This is a genomic window from Streptomyces sp. NPDC002328, from assembly GCF_042890065.1.
Lineage (GTDB): Bacteria > Actinomycetota > Actinomycetes > Streptomycetales > Streptomycetaceae > Streptomyces.
This window is the reverse complement of record NZ_JBIARQ010000008.1, coordinates 74,150-95,610: the sequence shown is the minus strand read 5'-3', so window position 1 is coordinate 95,610 and position 21,461 is coordinate 74,150. Positions and strand designations below refer to the sequence as shown.

The window sequence follows — 21,461 nt, the reverse complement described above, 5'->3', positions numbered from 1 at the left end:
CGTCGGGCGGAAAGGGGTCCCTGGCCGGGGTCGTTCGGCGGGCAGAGCCGCCCGGAATCAGGGCTGTTGAGCCGGTAGGTCGGTGATCGTGAGTCGGATGAGAGCCCGTGCCTCGTCCAGCGCGGCCGTCACCTCGTCGGGGCCCGGACGGCACGCGATGACGTGCCCGATCCGGTCGCCCGCGCTGCGCGCGCGCCGGATCACGGCGCCGGGCGCGGCGGTGACGGTCACCGCCTCGACGCCGTCCACGGCAGCCGCGTGCGGTACGCCGTCCACGGCGTCGAGGACGCCGTCGGCGTCGGTGAGCAGGAACTGGATGCCCGCGTGGGCCCCGTTGAGGGGTTTGAGGTCGGGCTCCAGGCCGATCGCGGCCTTGAGCTGCTGTTCGAGCAGGTCGACGCCGCAGGCCAGCCGGACGAGTTCGGGGATCATGCCGCCCGCGGGGCGCGGGTTGATCTCGACGACGGCCGGTCCGCCGGCGGTCAGCTTCACCTCGGTGTGGGCGACGCCGAACCGGATGCCGGCCGCGTCCAGGGCGGCCGTCACCGTCTCGGTGACCTGCTGCGCCGTGGCGGCCGGGAGCGGGGCGGGGAAGAGGTGGCGGTGCTCCACGAAGTGGGGTGTGCCGGTGACCGACTTGGCGGTGATGCCGACGCATTCGGCGCGGCCGTCCCGGCTGAACGTCTCCACGCTGTACTCGGGGCCGTCGAGGTACTCCTCGACGAGGACGGTCCGCGCGGTCGGCATGCCCCGCGCGTTGACGGTGACGGCGAGGATCCGCTCGGTCTGGGCGAGGGCCTCGGCCTCGTCGGCGCAGAGCAGGACGTTGACCGAGCCCGAGTCGTCGGCGGGCTTGACCACGCACGGCAGTCCGGTCCGGGCGACGGCCGCGGCGACCTCGCCGGGCTCACGCACCACCGCGTACCGGGGCTGGCGCACCCCGGCGTCCGCCAGCAGCGCGCGCAGGGCCGACTTGTCGCGGCAGGCGGTCACGGCCTCGGGCGGGTTGCCGGGCAGGCCGAGCCAGCGGGCCAGCCGGGCGGCGGCGGGGACGTAGAAGTCGCTGGTGGTGGTGATCCCGGCGATCTCCTCGCGGCGGAAGCGGTCCTGGACGGCGGCCCGCAGCGCGGCGTCGGAGTTGGTGTCGCAGCGGATCACCTCGGCTCCGGTGGCCTCCAGCCCCCGGTAGCGGGCGGGGTCGCCGGTCAGCAGGACGGGCGCGGCGCCGAGCCGGTCCCGGGCGAGGTCGAGGGCGAGCATGCCGGTGCCGGTGGTGTTGGACTCGACGAAGACGAGGTGCCGGCGCAGGTCGTCGGGGGCGGCGTAGGACTGGCGGGACCAGCTCGTGACGGCGGTCCCGGCGGGTACGACGGCCGGGCGGCCGGACGCCGGAAGGTCGCGCAGGGCGTGGCCGTCCCAGTGCTCGTCGCTGTAGACGGTGTCGGCGTAGCGGTCTCCCCGGTCGGGCAGGATGCCGACGACGCGGGAGCCGGGTTCCGCGCGCCGGGCCAGGTCGCCGAGGACGCGGTAGACCGAGCCGGAGGTGTTGCCGCCGAAGATCTGCTGTTCGCGGGCGAGTTCGCGGGTGGCGGCGAACGCCTCGTGGTCGTTGAGCCAGTGGACCTCGTCGACGAGGGAGCGGTCGAGGTTCTTCGGCAGCAGGCTGTTGCCGAGGCCGCTCTGGAGCCGTTGCGGCACGTCGGGCTGCCCGAACAGGGCGCTGCCGACGCAGTCGACGCCGACGACGCGCACGGCGGGCAGGCTCTCGCGCAGCGCCCGGCCGGTGCCGCACAGCGAGCCGCCGCTGCCGACCGCGCCGACCAGGGCGTCGATGTGGCCCAGATCGTCGAGGAGTTCACGGGCGAGGTCGCGGTAGGCGCCGGGGTTGTCGGGGTTGGTGTACTGCTGGGGCCAGAAGGCGCCGGGCAGTTCGGCCATCAGCTCCGCGAGCCGCTCCAGCCGGGCGGACTGCCAGCCGTGGCTGGTCATCGCCTCGACGATGTGCACGCGGCAGCCCAGAGCGCGCAGTTTGGCCAGGGTGACGGGGTCGATGCGCGGGTCGGTGACGATGTGCACCTCGTGGCCGAGGGAGCGGCCGACGAGGGCGACGCCGAGCGCCATGGTGCCGGAGGAGCTCTCCACCACGGGGGCGTCGGGGCGCAGGGTGCCGAGCCGTCTGGCCTCCAGGACGATGTTGCGGGCGACCCGGTCCTTCATCGCGAACAGGTTCTGGAGCTCCAGCTTGGCATAGACCTCCACCCCGCGTTCCGCGCCGAGGCGCAGCCGGACGAGCGGCGTGCGGCCGATCGCGTCCGTCAGCGTGTCGAAGAGCATGCTCAGATCTCCAGTCGGTGGGTGGTGAGGGGGGTGGCGGGCGTCGCCGGGTGGGGGCCGGGGGCCCAGTGGTCGCCGACAGCCGATGCCGCCAGGTGCGGGCCGGGGGCCCAGTCGTCGCCGACAGCCGATGCCGCCAGGTGTGGGCCGGGGGCCCAGTGGTCCCCGGCGCCCAGGGCGCGGTGGACGGACACCTCGCCGCCGAGCGGGGTGCAACCGGCGCGGATATAAGCCGCCTTGGCGTCGAGTTCGGGATCGTGGGCGTCGAGGAGGACGCCGAGCAGGGTGCCGCTGTGGGCGAGGACCAGTCCGTGGCCGTCGACCTCGCGGCACAGCGCGCGCAGTTCGGCGAACCCGGCGCGGGCGCGTCTGCGGCCGTTGAGTTCGGCGCTGCGGGTGGCGACCTCGCCCACCGCGGGCAGTTCGCCCGTGGCGACGGCGTCGGACAGCCGGTCCAACAGCCTTGCGTACTCATGCCGTTCGGTCGTCCCGATGGCCGTCGCGGTCCGGTTGTGGGTCACGGTGTCGACCTGTCCGCCCTCGTCGTGGGCGACGAGGGCGAGCGGGGGCAGCGTGCCGAGTCGGCGGCGCAGCCGCACGGCCCGGTGGTGGAAGCAGACGATCTCGTCGTACATGACGCCGTCGGCCGGCTCCACGCCGCGCAGGAACGCCTCGGTCTGCGCCGGGGTGAACGTCCGCCCGAACGCGGCGCCGACGGCCCGCACGGTGGCGACGAGGTCGGCCGAGGAGCTGGCCATGCCCTTGCCCTCGGGGAGGTCGCCGCGGAGTTCCAGCAGTCCGCCGCCGCTCTCGCCGAGCGCGGCGAGGACGGCCTCGGCGACGCGCCGGGACTTGCCTTTGTGCCCGGGCACGACCCGCACCTCCCGCGCCTCGGGGGCGGGCCGGAAGAGCGCGGTGGCCCAGCGGGCCAGCGGGAAGGTGACGAGGAAGTCGCTGTCGGGGGCGGGCAGGGCGCCCTGGAGCAACTCCCCGAAGGTGCCGAAGGCGTGCCCGGTGCCGGGGGGTGGTGCGGGGGCGGTGACGGGAGTGGCGGGGGCGGGAGCGACGGGGGCGAGGGCGGGGGCGGGGGCGACGAGGACGGCGGATGTGGCGGGGGTGGTGGGGGCGGCGGCCGGGCCGCTCAGCGGGGCCGGGGGCATCAGCGCTCCCCCGTTCCCGGCCGGGGGCCGGATCCCGCGTCGGCGGAGTTCTGAGGGACCGGGCCCAGAAGGGCGAGGTCCTGCGAGACCTGTTCCTGCGGGGTCGGCTCCAGTGCGTGGGCCGTCTCGGACGCGCCCGTGCGTACGGCCTCCGCGCGGTGGTCCCACGCGGCGCGCAGCTCCTCGTGGGTGGCCCGCTGGGCTTGCAGCGCCTCCCGTACGGCGTCGGGGTGGGCGGAGCCGGCGGAGGACAGGCGGGCGAGGCCGCGGTCCACGTCGAAGGCGTCGGCGAGCAGTGCGGCCGGGTCGGCGAGGGTCAGCCCGTGCTCGGCGGCGGCCCGGGCCAGGAGGTCCGGCTCGCCGGGGTGGGGCGGTGTCCCGGCCCCCGCGGCGCTCACGACGTACTTCCCGGCGACGACCTGCGCGGTCCGCCACGGCACCCCCTCGGTGAGGGTGAGGGCGTTGGCGAGGCTGAAGCCGCCCAGGTACTCGCGCTCGCACACCGCGCGCATGCGCTCGGCGCGGAAGCCGACCCGGCGCATCACCTCGGTGAGCAGCCGGACCGTGCCGTGCGCCGAGTCGAACGCGGTCAGGACGTGCGTGCCGGCCTCCTTGGAGACCTCCACCAGGTTGCAGAAGGGGGTGTTGCGCTGGCCTAGGAGGACATCGGCGTGGAAGGCGGTCAGGTGGGCCGTGCGTCCCCGGATCCGTTCCAGGACGGGGTAGTTCTTCTTCTGCGGCATCGCCGAGGAGATGCCGGACAGCTCGTCGGGCAGCTCGATGAAGCCGTGCTCGCTGCCGCCCCAGGTGAGCAGATCGGTGACGAAGCGGCTCAACGCGGACCCGAGCAGGCTGAGTTCGGCGGTGGCCTCGGCGCTCCAGCGGCGGGAGGCGACCGCGGTGAGGGCGTTGGGCTGGGGGCGGTCGAAGCCCAGCATGCGGGCCATCCGGGCGCGGTCCCAGGGCAGTTCCTGTCCGGCCATCGCCCCGGCGCCGAGCGGGCAGGCGTTCATCCCGTCGTAGGCGTGCAGCAGACGGCGCTGGGTGTGCAGCAACTGCTCGGCGAGGGCGGCAAGATGGAAACCCGGGGTGATGATCTGCGCGGCCTGGAAGTGGGTGTAGCCGGGCATGGGCAACTCGCGTGTCTCCTCGGCGCGTTCGAGGACGACGGCGCAAAGGTCCAGCAGGGCCGCAGCGAGCCGGGCGATCTGGTCGCGGCCGAACATCGCCTGGGCGCAAGCCTGGAGGTCGTTGCGGCTGCGGTCGACGTGCCAGCGCGGGAGTGGGGCCGGCAGCCCGGCCGTGACGTGCCGTTCGAGGGCGAAGGCGATGTCCGACATGTTGGCGTCGGGGCGGGCGGTGAGGGTCTCGGGGCCCGCCTCGTCCAGGAGGACGGCGACGGAGCGGGCCTCGGCCGTGGTGAGCAGGCCCATGCGGGCGTATTCAGCCGCCAGGGTCTTCTCGATGGCGATGTAGTGGTCCAGCAGGTGGCGGACCTCGAACCGGAACTGCGGGGCGAGCAGCTCCTCGTGCAGCAGGTCGCTCGGCCCGCCGCGGATGCGGCCGCTGAGTTCGGCGGCGGGCGCCGGTGGCTGGCTCGTCACGGTGACGGTGTCCGTTCTGTGGTGTGAGGTGGTCGTGCGGTGCGGGAGGGTGGTGCGCAGGGCGGGTCGGCCGGTGCGTAGTGGGGGATCACCGCCGGCGGTGCCCGTCCGGCCGGGCTTCCTGGTCGAGGGCGGCGTCGAGGGCTGCGGCGACGGCCGTCGCGTAGGGGGCCCGCACCAGCGCGTAGTGGTCGGCGTCGCTGTCGTGCCGTACGAGACCGTCCGGCGTCCGGTCGGCCCATCGGTCGGCGGAGCGCAGGGCGGCGCCGGTGGTGCTCTGGTGGAAGTGCACGGGGCCGGTGACGACGGGCGGCTCGTAACGGGCGGCGGCGACCAGCCCGGTTCGGAACACGTCGTAGTGGCGGACGAGTTCGGCGGTGTCGAAGGCCGGCGCGGAGCCGTCCGCGGCGAGTGCGGCGGCGACGGCCCGCAGCCGGGCGAAGGTGTCGGCGGCCACGAGCAGCTCGACGCGCAGGGCGTCCCGCGCGGCGTCGTCGGGGTCCGCCCCGGCGGACCGGGCCAGGTCGTCGTGGAACCACTCCAGCAGGGCGGCCTCGTCGGCGGGCACGTCCGTGGTCCCGGGGTAGGCGGTGTCGAGCAGCGTGAGGGTCGCCACTTCCTCACCGTGGGACCGCAGTTGGTGAGCCATCTCGTAGGCGAGCAGCCCGCCGAGAGACCAGCCGGCCAGGTGGTACGGACCGTGCGGCCGGACTTCGCGCAGAGCGGCGACGTGGACGGCGGCGAGGACCGGGATGGTGGCGGGGGCGGGGTCGGAATCAAGGTCGGGGGCGGAGTCGGGGTTACGGGGGGCCTGTGACCCCGGGGCCACCGAGCCCCACGCTGCCGGGTTCCCTGCCGTCAGGCCGGGTGCCGTCAGGCCGTACACCGGGCGGCCCGGGTGCAGTGCCGTCGCGAGTGCGCGGTAGCAGAGGACGTTGCCGCCGACGGGGTGGATCAGGAAGAGGGGGGCGAGGTCGCCGTCCGGGCGGATGCGGACGACGGTGTCCGGGTGGTCGGGCCGACGCCGGGCGCGCAGGGCCTGTGCCTGGCGGGCCACGGTGGGGTGTTCCATCACGGTGGACACCGAAAGGCGTTCGCCGAAGGCCTCGTTGATGCGGCCGATGAGGCGCAGCGCGTCGATCGAGTGCCCGCCCGCGGCGAAGAAGTCGTCGTCCGCGCCTACCGGTCCGGTGCCGAGGAGCCGCTCCCAGATGCCGGCGAGGCGGATCTCGGTCGCGCCGCGGGGCGGCCGGGACGGTTCCCGGCGGAGCGTGTGGCCCGGGTCCGGGGCGGGCAGGGCCGCCCGGTCGAGCTTGCCGTTGCGGGTGAGGGGCAGCGCGTCGAGCAGCACCCATGCCGAGGGCACCATGTGGCCCGGGAGCCGGGTGCGGGCGTACGCGTCCAGTTCCGCGCCGGCCGCGGCCTCGTCCGCCGCGCCGGCCTCTTCAGCGACACCGCCGACGACGCCGACGACGTAGCCGGTCAGGCGTTCGCCGCGCAGCAGGACCGCGCAGGCGCGGACCGAGGGGTGCTCGGCGAGCACGGCCTCGATCTCGCCGGGCTCGACCCGGAAGCCGCGGATCTTCATCTGGTGGTCGGTGCGCCCCGCGTACTCCAGCGCGCCGTCCGCCCGGTGCCGGGCGAGGTCGCCCGTGCGGTAGAGGCGGCGGGCGACGCCGTCGGGACCTGTGTGCTCGACGAACCGCTCGGCGGTGAGGTCCGGGCGGCCGTGGTAGCCGAGGGCCAGTCCCACGCCTTCGAGGTACAGCTCGCCGGTGACGCCCGTCGGCACCTCGGACAGGCGTGCGTCCAGGACGTGGGTGCGCATGTTGGCGATGGGCCGGCCGATCGGCACGGAGTCCCCGCCCTCGGGCCGGCACCGCCACTCGGTGACGTCGACGGCCGCCTCGGTCGGGCCGTACAGGTTGTGCAGTTCGACGCCCGGCAGCAGGTCGAAGAAGCGGGTCTGCACCTCGTGGGGCAGGGCCTCGCCGCTGCACACGACGCGGGTGAGACCGGCGGCGAGCCGTACCGCGAGCGGGTCGTCGAGGAAGACGCCGAGCATCGACGGCACGAAGTGCACGGTGCTGACGCCCTCCTCCCGGACGAGGCCGGCCAGGTAGGCGGGGTCGCGCTGGCCGCCGGGCCGGGCGAGGACGAGCACGGCGCCGGTGAGCAGGGGCCAGAACAGCTCCCACACCGACACGTCGAACGTGTACGGCGTCTTCTGGAGGACGCGTTCGCCGGGGACGAGCCCGTAGGCGTCCTGCATCCACAACAGCCGGTTGGCGATGGCCCGATGGGAGACCACCACGCCCTTGGGCGTACCCGTCGAGCCCGAGGTGAAGATCATGTAGGCGGGGTCGTCAGGACCGGCGGCGGCTTCGGGGGCGGGTTCGGCTCCCGCGTCCGGCCACGGCTCGTCCGCGACGACGACGGTCAGGCCCGGGACGCCGGGAGCGTCGCCTGGGCCGCCCGCCCCCGCCTTCCGCAGCGTCTCCGACTCCCGCAGCGTCGCCGACGTTCGCAGCGCCCCCGTTTCCCGCAGCGCCTCCGACTCCCTCAACGCCTCCGCCCGGCAGCCGTCCGCGACGACCAGGCGGATGCCGGCCTCCGCGAGCAGCGCCCGGGTGCGCGCCTCGGGATGATCGGGGTCCAACGGCACATACGCGGCACCGGACTTGAGCACCGCGAGCAGGGCCACCGGCAGCATAAGCGAGCGGTCCATCAGCAGGCCCACGAAGGCGCCGGGGCGGGCGCCGAGGGCCCGAAGGCGGGCGGCGAGGCGTTCGGACGCCTCGTCGAGCTGCCGGTAGTCGAGCCCCGCGCCCTCGAAGCGGACCGCCGTCGCGTCCGGCGTCCGTCGTACCTGACGGTCGATCAATTCGGTGAGGGTGTGCGGTTCTTCGTAGTGCTTGGCGGTGTCGTTCCACGCGGCGTGGCGGCTGCGGTCCCGTGGCGGGACCAGGTCGGCCGTGAAGCAGTCCTGGCCCGGCGCGTCGGCGAGGGCCCGCAGCGCCGCCGTGTAGGAGGCGTGCACCGCGGCGATCCGCTCGGCGGTGAAGCGCGCCGCGTCGTAGCGCAGGCCGAGTTCGAGCAGGCGGCCGTCGGGGGTGCGGGAGAACTCCGCGCCGAACGCGACGTCCGTGGCGGCCTCCCCGGTCTCCTCCAGGACGGTGAACGCCTCGCCGGACGGCCCGCCCTGCTCGACGTGGAAGTGGGTGTAGTTGAAGAAGGTCTCGAACGGCGCCGCCCCGCCGTTGCGGCGCACGACCTCGGCGAGCGGGTAGCGCCGGTGGTCGTGCACGCGCAGGTCGAGGTCGGCGACGCGGCGCACGAGGTCCCGCCAGCTCTCGGAGGCGAGGGCGAGCCGGAAGGGCAGGGTGTTGAGGAACGCGCCGACGACCTTGTCGCCGTCGGGCTCCTCGGTGCGGCCGTTGAGCACCACGCCGGTGGTGATCTCGTCCGCGCCGCCCATCAGGGCCATGACGCGGGTGTGCGCGGCGAGCAGGACGATGCGCAGCGGCACGCCGAGTTCGGCGGCGAGCGCGGACAGCCGCTCGTGCAGGCCGGCGGGCAGCGGTGCGTGGTGCCAGGTCATCCGGGGCGGTCCGCCGGCCGTGGTACCGCGCGGCAGCCGGGTCACAGGAGCGCCCTGGGTCACCTCGTCCCAGAAGTCCCGCCGGGCGGGGTCGGCGAGCGCGGCGCGTTCCAGTGCGACGAAGGAAGCGAAGCGGGAGCGCGGCGCGGGGGCAGGGGCGGACATGGCCCGGGTGAAGTCCTGTTCCTCGGCGCGGAGTTGGACGTAGCGGGAGGCGAGTTCGGTGAGGAGGGAGCGCTCGCTCCAGCCGTCCATGACCGCGTGGTGCTCGGCGATGAACAACTGGAACGTCGTGTCGGTGCGGCGCTGCACGTGGAAGCGGATCAGCGGCGCGTCGTCCCAGGCGAACGGGCGGGCGCGCTCGGCTTCGTAGCGTGCGGCGACGGCGGCTTCCCGCGCGGTCTCGTCCAGCCCGCGCAGGTCCTCGAAGGTGATGCGGGGGCGGGCGTCGCGGTGGACGAGCTGGAGGGGCTCGCCGTATCGGTGCGGGTCGAAGGAGGTGCGCAGCATCTCGTGCCGGGCCCCGGCCTCGTCGACCGTGCGCCGCCAGGCCCGCTCCGACCAGGGCGCTTCGACGTGGTAGGAGGCGACGTTGTGGTACACCCGGCCGGTCCCGGCGGGCAGGTCGCTGTGGAAGAGCATCCCGGCCTGGAGCCGGGTCATCGGGTACGCGTCCTCCAGCCCGGCGGGCAGCGCCTCCCGGTCGGTGTCGGCGAGGAGCGAGAACGGCCGGTACGCCGTCGTGCCGGACGGAGTGCCCGACCGCGTGCCGGACGTAGTGCCGGACGGCGTGTCCGCGTCCCGGACGACCGCCCCGGCGAGACCGCGGACGGTCTGATGCCGCATCAGGTCGGCGACGGCGAAGCGCAGTCCGCGGTCGCGGGCGCGGGCGAGCACCTGGAGTGAGCGGATGGAGTCGCCGCCCAGGGCGAAGTAGTTGTCGAGCGCGCCGATCCGCTCGTGGCCGAGGACCTCCTGCCAGATGTCGGCGAGCGCCGTCTCGACCGGCCCGCTCACCGGCTCGTGGCCGGCGGCGGACCCCAGGACCGTCGCCCCTTCGGCACCGGGGGCCGGCAGGGCACGCCGGTCGGCCTTGCCGTTGGCGGTCAAGGGGAACGCCGGCAGGGTGACGAAGACGCCGGGGATCATGTACTCGGGCAGCCGGACGGCGAGGTGTGCGCGCAGCGCGTCTACGGTGAGGGGGGCGGCGGCGTTCGGGGCGGGCTCCCCAGCCACGGCCGCGGACTCCCCGGCCATGGCGGACTCCGCGGCCGGTACGACGTACCCGGTCAGGACCGGGTTGCCGGTGGCGTCCGGGAGCACGCGGGCGACGGCGGCGCCGACCCCGGCGTGGGCGGTGAGGGCCGCCTCGATCTCGCCCAACTCGATGCGGAAGCCCCGCAGTTTGACCTGGTCGTCGATGCGGCCGAGGTACTCCAGTTCGCCGTCCGCGCGCAGCCGGGCGAGGTCGCCGGTGCGGTACAGCCGCTCCCCCGACTCGACCGTGGGGAAGCGTTCGGCGGTCAGCTCCGGGCGGTTGAGGTAGCCGCGGGCGAGCCCCGCCCCGGCGACGTACAGTTCGCCCACGGCACCCTGGGGCACCGCGCGGCCCCGGCCGTCCAGCAGGTGCAGCCGCAGGTCGGGGATGGGCACGCCGATGACGCTGCCGCGTCCCTCCTCGGCGTCCGCGGCGGTGAGCGGACGGTAGGTGACGTGCACGGTGGTCTCGGTGATGCCGTACATGTTCACCAGGCGGGGCGACGCGTCGCCGTGCCGCCCGAACCAGCCGCGCAGCGCGCCGACGTCCAACGCCTCGCCGCCGAACACCACTTGACGCAGGGCGAGTCGCCCGCTCTCCGGGCTCCGTTCGTCGACGCGGTCGAGCTGGAAGAAGGCCGACGGCGTCTGGTTGAGGACGGTCACCTGCTCGTCGCGCAGCAGCCGGTGGAGCTCCTCCGGGGACCGGCTGACGGCGTACGGCACGACGACGAGCCTGCCGCCGTGCAGCAGGGCGCCCCACAGCTCCCACACGGAGAAGTCGAACGCGATGGAGTGGAAGAGGGTCCAGACGTCGTCGGCGCCGAAGCCGAACCAGTGGTCGGTCGCGGAGAACAGCCGGGTGATGTTGCGGTGCGGCACCAGGGTGCCCTTGGGGAGTCCCGTGGAACCGGAGGTGTAGATCGCGTAGGCGAGGTCGTCCGGGGTGACGCCGCTGTCGGGGGCGGTGTCCGGCAGCCGGTCCAGCTCGGCGGCGTCGGCCTCCAGGTCGACGGCGCGCAGGTCCGGCGCGTCCCACAGCGGGCGGGTCCCGGTGGTGCCGACGACGTGGCCGAGACCGGCGTCGCCGACGATGTGGCGCAGGCGCTCCGGCGGGTTGTCGGGGTCGAGGGGCAGATACGCGCCGCCCGCCTTGAGGATGCCCAGCAGGCCGACGACCAGTTCGGCGGAGCGGGGGACGCACAGGCCGACGAGGGTGCCGGGGACGACACCGAGGGCGCGCAGGCGGTGGGCGACCTGGTTGGCTCGGCGGTCGAGCTCGCCGTAGCCGAGGCGGCGCTCGCCGTCGGTGACGGCGACGGCGTCGGGAGTGCGGGCGGCGTGCTCGGCGAAGACCTCGTGGGCGCAGGGCGAGGGGCCGACGGCGGCTGCGGTCGCTGCGGCGGGGGCGGGCTCCGACGTCAGGGGCAGTCGCTCGTCGTCCGAGAGCATCGGCAGCGCGGACAGGGGCAGGTGCGGCCCGCTGACGGCGGCGTCGAGCAGCCGCAGGTAGTGCCGGGTGAACCGCTCGACGGTGGTGGCCTCGTAGAGGTCGGCCCGGTACTCCAGGCGGAGGCGTACACCGCCGCCGGCCTGCACGATGTCGAAGGTCAGGTCGAACTTGGCGCTGTCGGAGGGACCTTCGAGCAGCCGGACGCGGGGGCCGGGCAGCTCCGCCGTGGTCTCGTCCTCGTCGTGGAAGCCGACGAGGACGTCGAAGAACGGGGCCCGTTCGGTGGTGCGGCCGGGGTTGAGGTGCTCGACGATCCGCTCGAACGGCAGGTCCTGGTGGTCCTGGGCGTCCGCGACGGTGTCCCGCACTTCGGTCACGTGGTCCCGGAACCGCGGATCCGCGGAGAAGTCCGAGCGGATCACGAGGGTGTTGACGAACAGGCCGACCGTGTCCGCGAACTCCTTGCGGTTCCGGTTGGCCACGGGCGTGCCGACGAGTACGTCCTCACTGCCGGAGTAGCGGCCCAGCACGACCTGGAGGGCGGCGAGCATCGCCATGAAGCGGGTGCTTCCGGTGTCCCGGCAGACCTGGTCGAGCCGCCCGAGCACGGCGTCCGGCAGCGGAACCTCGTAGGTGGCGGCCCTGCGCGGGGCGGGGGCGGCGAGGCCGGAAGCGGGGGCGGCGGAGCCGTGGGCGGCGAGGTCGGGGGTGGCCGCCGGCCGGTGGTCGGCGGGGATCGCGGAGGTCGGCAGCTCACCGCCCAATTGCCCGGCCCAATAGGCGAGCTGCCGCTCGGCGGCCGGACCGCGCAGCCATTCCTCCTGCCATTCGGAGAAGTCGGCGTAATGGAATTCCGGCTCCTCTGCGCGGATATCCTCCCCGTCGACCGATCCAGCGGCGTATTCCCCGAGGAGTTCCCGGAGCAGGATTCCCGCGGACCATCCGTCACCGACTATGTGATGCATTCCGAGCGCCAGCACGGCGCCGGCGGATCCTCCCGGGCGGCGCAGCAGAGCGGCCCGGAACAGGGGGCCGGCGGCTAGATCGAAGGGCCGACGGTACTGCGCGTCCATCCAGCGCCGTACGCACTCGGCACCGTCGCCGTCCCCAGCCCCCGGCGTCTCCGTCGTGTCCACCACGTCTACCGACCAGTCGAGCCGCGCGGAGGAGTCCACGCACTGCGCCAACTCCCCGTTGCTCAGGACGAATCGGGTGCGCAGTGCCTCATGCCGGTCCAGCAGCCGCTGCGCGCAGGCCCGCATCAGGTCCGCGTCCACGCCGGCGTCGAACACGCAGAAGACCGGCATGTGGTAGGTGGGCCTGCTCCCCTCCATCTCCTGGAGGAAATACATCCGCTGCTGCGCCCGCGAGGCACGGAAGACGGCGACAGCGGATTCCCCGGACGACTCCCCGGACGACTCTGCCGACGGTCCTATGGACGGCTCTGTGGACGGTTCTTCCGGAAGAGCCGGAATTACCGGAACGTGAGTGGCCAAGACGACTCCCTCGACCGTCACGCCTTTTCTGACGCGCGGCACCGATTCCCCTGCTGTGCGAATCCCACGCTATGCGCGCACCGACTTTCGGATAAGTCCCGACCTGTCGGTCCCCGGAACCCGTGACACCCCCCGTGGCGCACGGAAGTCACGCCCGGACCGCCGCACGCCCGGACAGCCCCGACCTCCGGGCGGAATCACCCACCCGGGTCCTCTGCGCCGCCCGGAAGACGTCGCGGCGGTGCGCCATGTGGCCGTCCGTCGTCTGATGGGCCATGTTGCTGACCGTCGAGCCGATCGGCGCCGGCAGGAGACGAAGGAGGCCCCGCGGTGGGTGAGCTGTACATCGACGGCGAGTGGACGCAGGCGGCGGCCGGTGGGCGGCGGGAGGTGGTCAACCCCTACGACGCCTCCGTCGTCACCACCGTCGACGAGGCCGACGCCGGCGACGTCGACCGCGCCGTGCGCGCCGCCCGCCGCGCCTTCGCCGAGGAGGACTGGGCGAACGCCCCCTCCCGCCGCCGCGCCGACCTGCTGCTGCGCGTGCACGACCTGCTGTTGCGCGACCGTGAGGACATCGCCCGCACGGAGACCCTCGACACCGGCAAGACGCTCACCGAGGCGCGCATCGACGTGGAGGACGTGGCGAACGCCTTCCGCTACTTCGCCGAACTCGCGGGCAAGGACGGCGGCCGGGTCGTGGACGTCGGCCCCGACGTCCTCAGCCGCGTCGTCTACCAGCCGATCGGCGTGTGCGCGCTCATCGCCCCCTGGAACTACCCGCTGCTCCAAGCCTCCTGGAAGGTGGCCCCGGCGCTGGCCGCCGGCAACACCTTCGTCCTCAAGCCCAGCGAGATCACACCGCTCACCACCATCGCCATGGTCCGGCTCATCGAGGAGGCGGGCGCGCCGCCCGGCGTCGCCAACCTGGTGCTGGGCTCCGGGGCGACCGTGGGCGCGGCCCTGACCAGCCATCCCGACGTCGACCTGGTGTCCTTCACCGGCGGCCTGAGCACCGGCCGGTCCATCATGGCGAGCGCCGCCGAGGGGCCGCGGAACATCGCCCTGGAACTGGGCGGCAAGAACCCCAACATCGTCTTCGCGGACGCCGACTTCGAGGCCGCCGTGGACTACGCGCTGGACGCCGCGTTCCTGCACTCCGGGCAGGTCTGCTCAGCGGGTTCGCGGCTGCTGGTCCAGGACTCGCTGCACGACCGGTTCGTCGAGGCCTACGCCGACCGCGCGCGGGCGATCCGGCTGGGCAACGGGCTGGACGAGGGCACCGAGAGCGGTCCGCTCAGCTCCGCCGAGCACCGCGAGAAGGTCGAGCGGTACATCGCCGTCGCCCGGGAGGAGGGCGCCCGGCTCGTCACCGGCGGCGCGCGCCCCGACGATCCGGCCCTGAGCGACGGCTTCTTCCTGCTGCCGACGATCTTCGCCGACTGCGACCGGTCGATGCGGATCGTCCAGGAGGAGGTCTTCGGCCCGGTGGTCACCGTCGAGCGCTTCCGCACCGAGGACGAGGCGGTGGAACTCGCCAACGACACCCGCTACGGCCTGGCGGGCGGCGTGTGGACCTCCGACGCGAGCCGCGCCCAGCGCGTCGCGCAGCGGCTGCGGCACGGCACCGTGTGGATCAACGACTTCCACCCCTATGTGCCGCAGGCCGAGTGGGGCGGCTTCGGCCGCTCGGGCGTGGGACGCGAGCTGGGCCCGACGGGGCTGCGCGAGTACCAGGAGGCCAAGCACATCTACCAGAACCTGGCCCCCGCCCCGTCGGGCTGGTTCAAGGGCTGACCCCCGGCGCTGACCCCCGGCAGCGAAACGTTCGAAGCGACACAGAAGCACGAGAAGAGAACAAGAAAGCAGGGCACCGCATGGCCCCCACCTCCGCGCACGGCGCCGAGTCCGCCTACGACTACGTCATCGTCGGCGGCGGCACCGCAGGCTGCGTGCTCGCCGCCCGTCTGAGCGAGGATCCCGACTGCCGTGTCTGCGTCATCGAGGGCGGCCCCAGCGACGTGGGCGACGAGCGCGTCCTGCGGCTGCGCAACTGGATCAACCTGCTCGGCTCGGACCTCGACTACGGGTACACCACCGTCGAACAGCCGCGCGGCAACTCGCACATCCTGCACTCACGGGCCCGCGTGCTCGGCGGCTGCTCCTCCCACAACACGCTGATCAGCTTTCTGCCGCTGCCGCAGGACCTCGACGACTGGGTGGCCCGGGGCTGCACCGGCTGGGACCCGGCGACGGTCCTCCCCTACCGGGACCGGCTGCGCACGCGGATCGTCCCGGTGGCCGAGGCCGACCGCAATCCCATCGCGAAGGACTTCGTCGCCGCGGCCTCCCGCGCCCTCGGCGTCCCCGTCGTCGACGACTTCAACGCCGAGCCCTTCGCCGACGGCGCCGGCTTCTTCTCGCTGGCCTACGAACCGGAGGGCAACCTGCGTTCCTCCGCGTCCGTCGCCTACCTCCACCCGATCCTGGACCGGCCCAACCTCACTCTCCTGCTGGAGACTTGGGCGCACCGGCTGCTCACCGACGACGCGGGGCGGCTGACCCGGGTCGCCGTGCGCGGCGCCGACGGGCAGCCCGCCACCGTGCGCGCCGAACGCGAACTCCTGCTGTGCGCGGGGGCGATCGACACCCCGCGTCTGCTGATGCTCTCCGGCATCGGGCCGGCCGACGACCTGCGCGGCCTGGGCATCGACGTACGGGCCGATCTGCCCGGCGTGGGCGAGAATCTGCTGGACCACCCGGAGTCGGTGATCGTGTGGGAGACCGACGGCCCGCTGCCGCCCAACTCCGCGATGGACTCCGACGCCGGCCTGTTCCTGCGTCTCGACAAGGGCCAGCCGCGGCCCGACCTGATGTTCCACTTCTATCAAGTGCCGTTCACCGTCAACACCGAACGGCTGGGCTACCCCGTGCCGCGGCACGGGGTGTGCATGACGCCGAACGTGCCGCGCGCCCGTTCCACCGGCCGCATGTGGCTGCGCAGCGCAGACCCCGCCGAGCATCCCGCCCTGGATTTCCGGTACTTCACCGATCCGGAGGGCCATGACGAGCGCACCATCGTGGACGGTCTGCGGATCGCCCGCGAGGTCGCCGCGACCGCCCCGCTGCGCGACTGGCTGGTCCGCGAGGTCGCGCCCGGCCCGGAGGTGGCCTCCGACGCCGAGCTGTCGGAGTACGGCCGTCGCGCGGCGCACACCGTCTACCACCCGGCGGGCACCTGCCGGATGGGCGCCCCGGACGACCGAATGGCCGTCTGTGACCCGGAGTTGAGACTGCGGGGCTTCGAGGGCGTGCGGATCGTCGACGCGTCCGTGCTCCCGACGATGCCGACGATCAACCCGATGGTGACCGTGCTGCTCGTCGCCGAACGCGCCGCCGACCTGATCAGCGGCCGCACGGGGGCCGCGGAAGGGAGGACTGGACAGTGACCGGCTCGCAGCCTCCCGCACCGGCCGACGGCGCGCCGGGAGGGGAGCCCGGCTCGGAGTTCCGCAAGGACATGGGTCCTTGGGCCAACTTCGCCCTCGGCTTCACCTACCTCTCCCCGGTCGTGAGCACCTACACCCTCTTCGGCACCGCGATCATGGCGGGCGGACCGCCGATGGTCTGGGCGTTCGTGCTCGCCGGGTGCGGCCAGTTCCTCGTCGCGCTGGTCTTCGGGGAGATCGTCGCCCAGTATCCCATCGCCGGCGGCGTCTACCCCTGGGCCCGGCGGCTGTGGGGCAAGCGCTGGGCGTGGATGACAGGCTGGGTGTACATGTGGGCGCTGCTGGTGACCATCACCTCCGTCGCCTACGGCGCCGGCCCCTACATCGCCATCCTCTTCGGCTTCGACCCCACCGTGCACACCACCGTGCTGTGCACCGCCGTGCTCATCGTCGTCGCCGTCCTCATCAACTACATGGGCACCAAGGCCCTGTCGGCGGCGGCCATCATCGGCTTCGCCGGCGAACTCATCGGCGCCCTCGTCGTCGGCATCTACCTGCTGGCGACCCACCGTCACCACAACCTGAGCATCGTCTTCGACACCTACGGCACCCAGGGAGACGGCTCCTACCTGCCCGCGTTCCTGGCAGCGGCCATCATCGGCTTCTACCAGTACTACGGTTTCGAGGCGTGCGGCGACACCGCCGAGGAGGTCGCCCACCCGGGCCGTGTCATCCCGCGCGCGATGCGCCGCACCATCTACATCGGCGGCGCCGCCGCCACGTTCACCTGTATGTCGCTGCTGCTGTCGGTCACCGACTTCAACGCGATCATCTCGGGCGAGCAGGCCGACCCGGTGGTGACCGTGCTGTACGACGCCATGGGCGAGACCGGGGCCAGGATGGTGATGGCCGTGGTGCTGATCTCCTTCCTGTCCTGCACGATCAGCCTCCAGGCGGCGGCCGGGCGGCTCATCTACTCCTACGCCCGCGACGAGATGATCGCCGGCCACCGGTTGCTGCGCCGGTTCGCCCATGCCCGCGCGGTGCCCAGCTGGGCGCTGTTCGTGTCCGCGGCGGTGCCGCTGCTCATCGCCTTCGCCTCGCTGCTCTCCGAGGACGCCCTCACCAACATCGTGTCGTTCGCGATCCTCGGCATCTACGGCTCGTTCCAGATGGTCGTCCTGGCCGCACTGCGCGCCCGCCTCAAGGGCTGGCGTCCGGCGGGCGAGTTCACCCTCGGCCGCCGGGGCCTCGCGGTGAACATCGCGGCGCTGGCCTACGGCATCTTCGCCATCGTCAACATCTGCTGGGCCCGCAGCCCGGAGAAGCCGTGGTACGAGAACTGGATCGTCCTGCTCTGCGGAGCGGTGGTGGTCGGAACGGGCCTGCTCTACATGTTCACGACCCACCACTACGGCAGAAGCGACGCACCCGCGGGCGACGCGGTGCCGGAGCACGGGGCCGCGCGGAAGGAGTAGCGACCGCCGGCGTGTGGGAGGCGACCGCGCACCACGACGGGCGGCTGTTCATCGGAAGCCCGCCCGACGAGGTCGGCGGTCGCGTCCCACAGCCGGCCCGCCAGGACGGGGTCGAGGCCTGCCTTGCCCTGACGGCGGACCGTCGGGGAGCCCCGGAACCGGATCAGGACAGCCGTTCAGCGCACCAGTGCTGCGGGCTTCGTCGCCTTGCCGAGCAGCCACTCCAGGGGGCCTCGGCGGAAGAAGCGGGACCACAGCGTCGCGAACACGGTCACGGCCACGATGAAGCCCACGAGAACCCGCAGCGACGCGCCCGGCAGTTCATCGATGCCGAGCAGGTGAATGCCGACGATGTGGAGGACGTACGCGGTCAGGGACATCGTGCCGACCGCGATGACCGGGCGGGCCAGGCGGCGGAAGCGGGGGAAGGCGTCGACGGCGGCCAGGCAGGCCACGAGAACCACGATCGCCACACCGGTGTTGCCGAGGATGGACAGGGTGGTCTCGCTGTGCGGGGAGGCGATCAGCAGGCCGGCCGGGGTGTCGCCGCTCGGGTAACCCCACGTGTCGGACCACCAGGTCGAGGACGCCGAACCGCCACCGTCGTGGACGGAGGAGCTGAGCGCCGTCAGAGCGCCCGGAACCAGGTGCAGGGCCAGCCAGGAGCCGCCGTAGCCGAGCACGGCGAGCCCGACGCCGGTGATCGCCAGGCGGGTGCGGACGGCGGTCGCGGACAGGTCGAGGCGGCCCACAGCCATGCCGGCGACGACGAAGGGGAGCCACGTCAGGGCCGGGTAACTGCCGGTGAACAGCAGCGAGACGATGCCGTCGGCGTCCGCGGGCCAGGCCCAGACGCCTTCCGCGCCCTCGGCGGGCAGCGCGTGCTGGACGACGTACAGCACCTGCGGCAGGACCAGGGCGCCGGCCACGGCAATGATCGCCAGGGGGCGGGCGGCGAGCCGGTACAGCGGCAGGACCAGCAGGAAGAACAGGCCGTAGAAGGCGAGGATCACCTCGACCGGTGTGCCGGTCATGGTCAGCGCGGTGCCCACGGCCAGCAGCACCAGCGCCCGGATCACGATCTTGGCGACGGCCTGGCGGCCCGCCCGGCCCTTCTTCGGCGCGCCGCGCCCGGTCATCAGGATGATCGAGAAGCCGGCCAGGAAGGCGAAGAGCGCGGAGGCCCGGCCGTGCGACAGTTCCAGGAGGAAGCCGATCGTGCCGCCCCGTGAGGGGTCGGGTCCGACGTGGGCCGCGTACATGCCGAGGACCGCCAGCCCTCGCGCCAGGTCCGCGCCGATCAGGCGTCCCCCCGAGGACCGTCCGCTCTCCGCCGCGTCGGACCGTTCTCGCCGGACGGCTGTCGGAACGGCTGTCGGGACGGCTGTCGGGACGGCTGTCGGGACGGCTCTCCGGACGTCTTCGGGGCCGCCGGTGGCGGCGGGCGCCACGAGCGCCGTGCGGTCTGCGTGCTGCTGCATGCTTCCAGGCTGGAAAACTCGCCGGGCGGGCAGTATCCGGCAGGTGTCCACTTCCACCCCGCCACCCGGCGGGGTGGGACGGCGCTTCTGCCGGGTGACCTACCCGGTGAGCGGCCCGTGTCCGCGGCCCCCGGCCCCCCCCGTCCGGCTGGAACCCTCCCCCCGACCGGCGGGACCCGCCCGCCACCCGGCCCCGGACGACATCCCCCGATCTACGGTCGGAACGGTGACAATCGACATCGACGTGCGGCCGGAGCCGTACCCACAGCGACGGCGAGGCGGGACGCGAGTGATCCGGGTCATGGTGGTGGACGACGAGGCGTTGGTGCGCTCCGGCTTCAAGCTGATCCTGAGCGCCGCCGACGACATCGAGGTCGTCGCGACCACGACCGGCGCCGAGGCCGTCGACACCGTGCGGCGTGCGGCTCCGGACGTCGTGCTGCTCGACATCCGGATGCCGGACGTCGACGGCCTGACCGTGCTGAGGCAGCTGCGCGCCCTGCCCGTGCCGCCGGTGGTGGCGATGCTGACCACCTTCGACGCCGACGAGTACGTCCTGACCGCGCTGCGCTCCGGCGCGGCCGGATTCCTGCTCAAGGACACCGAGCCCGACCAACTCGCCCAGCTGGTGCGGACGTTGGCCGCGGGCGGGGTGGTGATGTCACCGAAGGCGTCCAGGGCCGTCTGGCAGAGCCACCCCGGGGCGACCGCGCCCGTCGACGAGGAGGCCGCCCGTGTCGGACGGCTCACCGAACGCGAACGCGACGTGCTCGTCCTGATCGCGGAAGGCCTGTCCAACGCCGACATCGGCGCCCGCATCCACCTCAGCGCGGGCACCGTCAAAGACCACGTCAGCGCGATCCTCACCAAGCTGCGGGTGGGCAGCAGGGTCCAGGCCGCGCTGCTCGCGCAGCGGGCGGGACTGCTCGACGGCGGGCCGCGGCCCTCGGGGTCCGGGCGATGACCGCCGCGAGGGTCCGGTGGGAGCGGATCCCCGCCCCGGTCGTCGACGCCGTGGTCGTCGTGGTCGCCCTCGGGGACGTCCTGCTCAACCTGGAGGACTCCGGGCCGGTGGCGAAGGCCATGGGCGCGCTGGCCTGCGCCGCGCTCGCCGTGCGCCGGCGTTTTCCCCTCCCGGTCTTCCTGCTCACCCTCCCCGCCAGCCTGATGCTGGACATCGTCTTCGCCCCGTTCGCCGCGCTGTTCACACTGGCCGAGCGCTCCCGCGACCGCCGTCTGCTCGTCGCGTGCGCGGTGGCGTCCGCGCTGGCCTCCGCCGCCCCCTGGCCGCTGAACAACCTCACCGGACATGAGCGCACCTGGACGGCCGTGTACTTCTTCTACACGCTCGCCGCCGCGGCGGCGCCCGTGCTGCTCGGCCAACTCCTCCAGGCGAGACGTGACTTGGCCCGCCGTCTCGTCGAAATCGAGGAAGCGCGGGAGCACGAACGCCTGTTGCACTCCCAGGCCGTCCTCGCGCGCGAACGCGCCCAGCTGGCCCGCGAGATGCACGACGTCGTCTCCCACCAGGTCAGCCTGATCGCCGTACAGGCCGGGGCCCTCCAAGTCGCCGCCAGGGAACCCGACTTCGAAGCGGGCGCCCGCACCATCCGCGCCCTCAGCGTCGCCACCCTGGACGAGCTGCGCCATATGGTCAACCTGCTCCGGGCCTCCGGTGGCCGCTCCACCGAACTCACCCCCCAGCCCACCCTGGCCGACCTCGACCAGCTCCTCGCGACCAGCGGCATCGACACCGAGCTGACCGGCGAACTCCCGCAGGACATCGGCACGCCCGCGCAACGCGCCCTCTACCGCACGGTTCAGGAAGCACTCACCAACGTCCGCAAGCACGCGCCGGGCGCCCGCGCGACCGTACGGCTGTGGCATGCGGACGACGCGTTCGGCGTGACGGTGACGAACACGCGTTCCACCCGCCCGTCCCTCGCCCTGCCCGGCTCCCACCAGGGGCTCGTCGGGCTCAAGGAACGCGCCGAACTCCTCCACGGAACGTTCGCGTCCGGCCCGACCGCCGACGGCGGCTACGAGGTCAGCCTCCGCATCCCGACCCACACGGACTGACACACGGAGACGTCCCTTTATTGCAACAAGCCAGGTTCCGGTTGTTGCGTTGAATGGCGATCGTTGCAA

General features: G+C 73.4%; 10 protein-coding genes. 5 read left to right on the top strand and 5 right to left on the bottom strand.

Annotation, left to right across the window (positions count from 1 at the left end; all coding sequences use genetic code 11):
- Nucleotides 1-57: 57 nt before the first annotated feature.
- The 4 genes from ACFYX4_RS21565 to ACFYX4_RS21550 all read right to left on the bottom strand — a co-directional run bounded on the left by ACFYX4_RS21565 (nucleotide 58) and on the right by ACFYX4_RS21550 (nucleotide 12,926).
- Nucleotides 58-2,334, bottom strand: a complete 2,277-nt coding sequence (locus ACFYX4_RS21565) for a pyridoxal-phosphate dependent enzyme (RefSeq protein ID WP_389335453.1) — start codon at nucleotides 2,332-2,334, stop codon at nucleotides 58-60.
- 2 nt (nucleotides 2,335-2,336) lie between these two features.
- Nucleotides 2,337-3,494: a kinase gene (locus ACFYX4_RS21560; protein WP_389335450.1), complete on the bottom strand. Its 1,158-nt coding sequence runs from the start codon at nucleotides 3,492-3,494 to the stop codon at nucleotides 2,337-2,339.
- The gene (locus ACFYX4_RS21555; protein WP_389335447.1) at nucleotides 3,494-5,098 is read right to left on the bottom strand and encodes an argininosuccinate lyase; all 1,605 of its coding nucleotides are present in this window, start codon (nucleotides 5,096-5,098) and stop codon (nucleotides 3,494-3,496) included. Before ACFYX4_RS21555 ends, ACFYX4_RS21560 begins: the two co-directional genes overlap by 1 nt.
- 88 nt (nucleotides 5,099-5,186) lie before the next feature.
- Entirely contained in the window at nucleotides 5,187-12,926 is a 7,740-nt protein-coding gene (locus ACFYX4_RS21550; RefSeq protein ID WP_389335444.1) for an amino acid adenylation domain-containing protein, read from the bottom strand.
- 309 nt (nucleotides 12,927-13,235) lie between these two features.
- Here ACFYX4_RS21550 and ACFYX4_RS21545 point away from each other — a divergent pair, with 309 nt between their 5' ends.
- From ACFYX4_RS21545 to ACFYX4_RS21535, 3 genes are all read left to right on the top strand, one after another.
- Nucleotides 13,236-14,702, top strand: coding sequence for an aldehyde dehydrogenase family protein (locus ACFYX4_RS21545; protein WP_389335441.1), 1,467 nt, complete (start codon nucleotides 13,236-13,238; stop codon nucleotides 14,700-14,702).
- A gap of 80 nt (nucleotides 14,703-14,782) precedes the next feature.
- On the top strand, nucleotides 14,783-16,354 hold the full coding sequence (locus tag ACFYX4_RS21540; protein WP_389335438.1) for a GMC family oxidoreductase: 1,572 nt from the start codon (nucleotides 14,783-14,785) through the stop codon (nucleotides 16,352-16,354).
- The gene (locus ACFYX4_RS21535) at nucleotides 16,351-17,832 is read left to right on the top strand and encodes an APC family permease (RefSeq protein ID WP_389335435.1); all 1,482 of its coding nucleotides are present in this window, start codon (nucleotides 16,351-16,353) and stop codon (nucleotides 17,830-17,832) included. The genes ACFYX4_RS21540 and ACFYX4_RS21535 overlap by 4 nt, the downstream gene beginning before the upstream one ends.
- 176 nt (nucleotides 17,833-18,008) lie before the next feature.
- Here ACFYX4_RS21535 and ACFYX4_RS21530 read toward each other — a convergent pair whose 3' ends face one another.
- Nucleotides 18,009-19,313, bottom strand: a complete 1,305-nt coding sequence (locus ACFYX4_RS21530) for a DUF418 domain-containing protein (RefSeq protein ID WP_389335432.1) — start codon at nucleotides 19,311-19,313, stop codon at nucleotides 18,009-18,011.
- A 301-nt stretch (nucleotides 19,314-19,614) separates the two neighbouring features.
- Between ACFYX4_RS21530 and ACFYX4_RS21525 the strand changes: the two genes are divergently transcribed.
- Together ACFYX4_RS21525 and ACFYX4_RS21520 are read left to right on the top strand one after the other, a co-directional pair.
- Nucleotides 19,615-20,277 carry a response regulator gene (locus ACFYX4_RS21525; RefSeq protein WP_389335925.1) on the top strand — a complete coding sequence of 221 codons (663 nt, stop codon included), beginning with the start codon at nucleotides 19,615-19,617 and terminating at the stop codon, nucleotides 20,275-20,277.
- Nucleotides 20,274-21,392 carry a sensor histidine kinase gene (locus ACFYX4_RS21520; RefSeq protein ID WP_389335429.1) on the top strand — a complete coding sequence of 373 codons (1,119 nt, stop codon included), beginning with the start codon at nucleotides 20,274-20,276 and terminating at the stop codon, nucleotides 21,390-21,392. The genes ACFYX4_RS21525 and ACFYX4_RS21520 overlap by 4 nt, the downstream gene beginning before the upstream one ends.
- Nucleotides 21,393-21,461: the final 69 nt, after the last annotated feature.

What these genes read in the sequence shown, in the direction of transcription:
- ACFYX4_RS21565 (WP_389335453.1), bottom strand. Translation starts at nt 2,334, where the DNA reads ATGCTCTTCGACACGCTGACGGACGCGATCGGCCGCACGCCGCTCGTC.
- ACFYX4_RS21560 (WP_389335450.1), bottom strand. Translation starts at nt 3,494, where the DNA reads ATGCCCCCGGCCCCGCTGAGCGGCCCGGCCGCCGCCCCCACCACCCCC.
- ACFYX4_RS21540 (WP_389335438.1), top strand. Translation starts at nt 14,783, where the DNA reads ATGGCCCCCACCTCCGCGCACGGCGCCGAGTCCGCCTACGACTACGTC.
- ACFYX4_RS21530 (WP_389335432.1), bottom strand. Translation starts at nt 19,313, where the DNA reads ATGCAGCAGCACGCAGACCGCACGGCGCTCGTGGCGCCCGCCGCCACC.
- ACFYX4_RS21525 (WP_389335925.1), top strand. Translation starts at nt 19,615, where the DNA reads ATGGTGGTGGACGACGAGGCGTTGGTGCGCTCCGGCTTCAAGCTGATC.
- ACFYX4_RS21520 (WP_389335429.1), top strand. Translation starts at nt 20,274, where the DNA reads ATGACCGCCGCGAGGGTCCGGTGGGAGCGGATCCCCGCCCCGGTCGTC.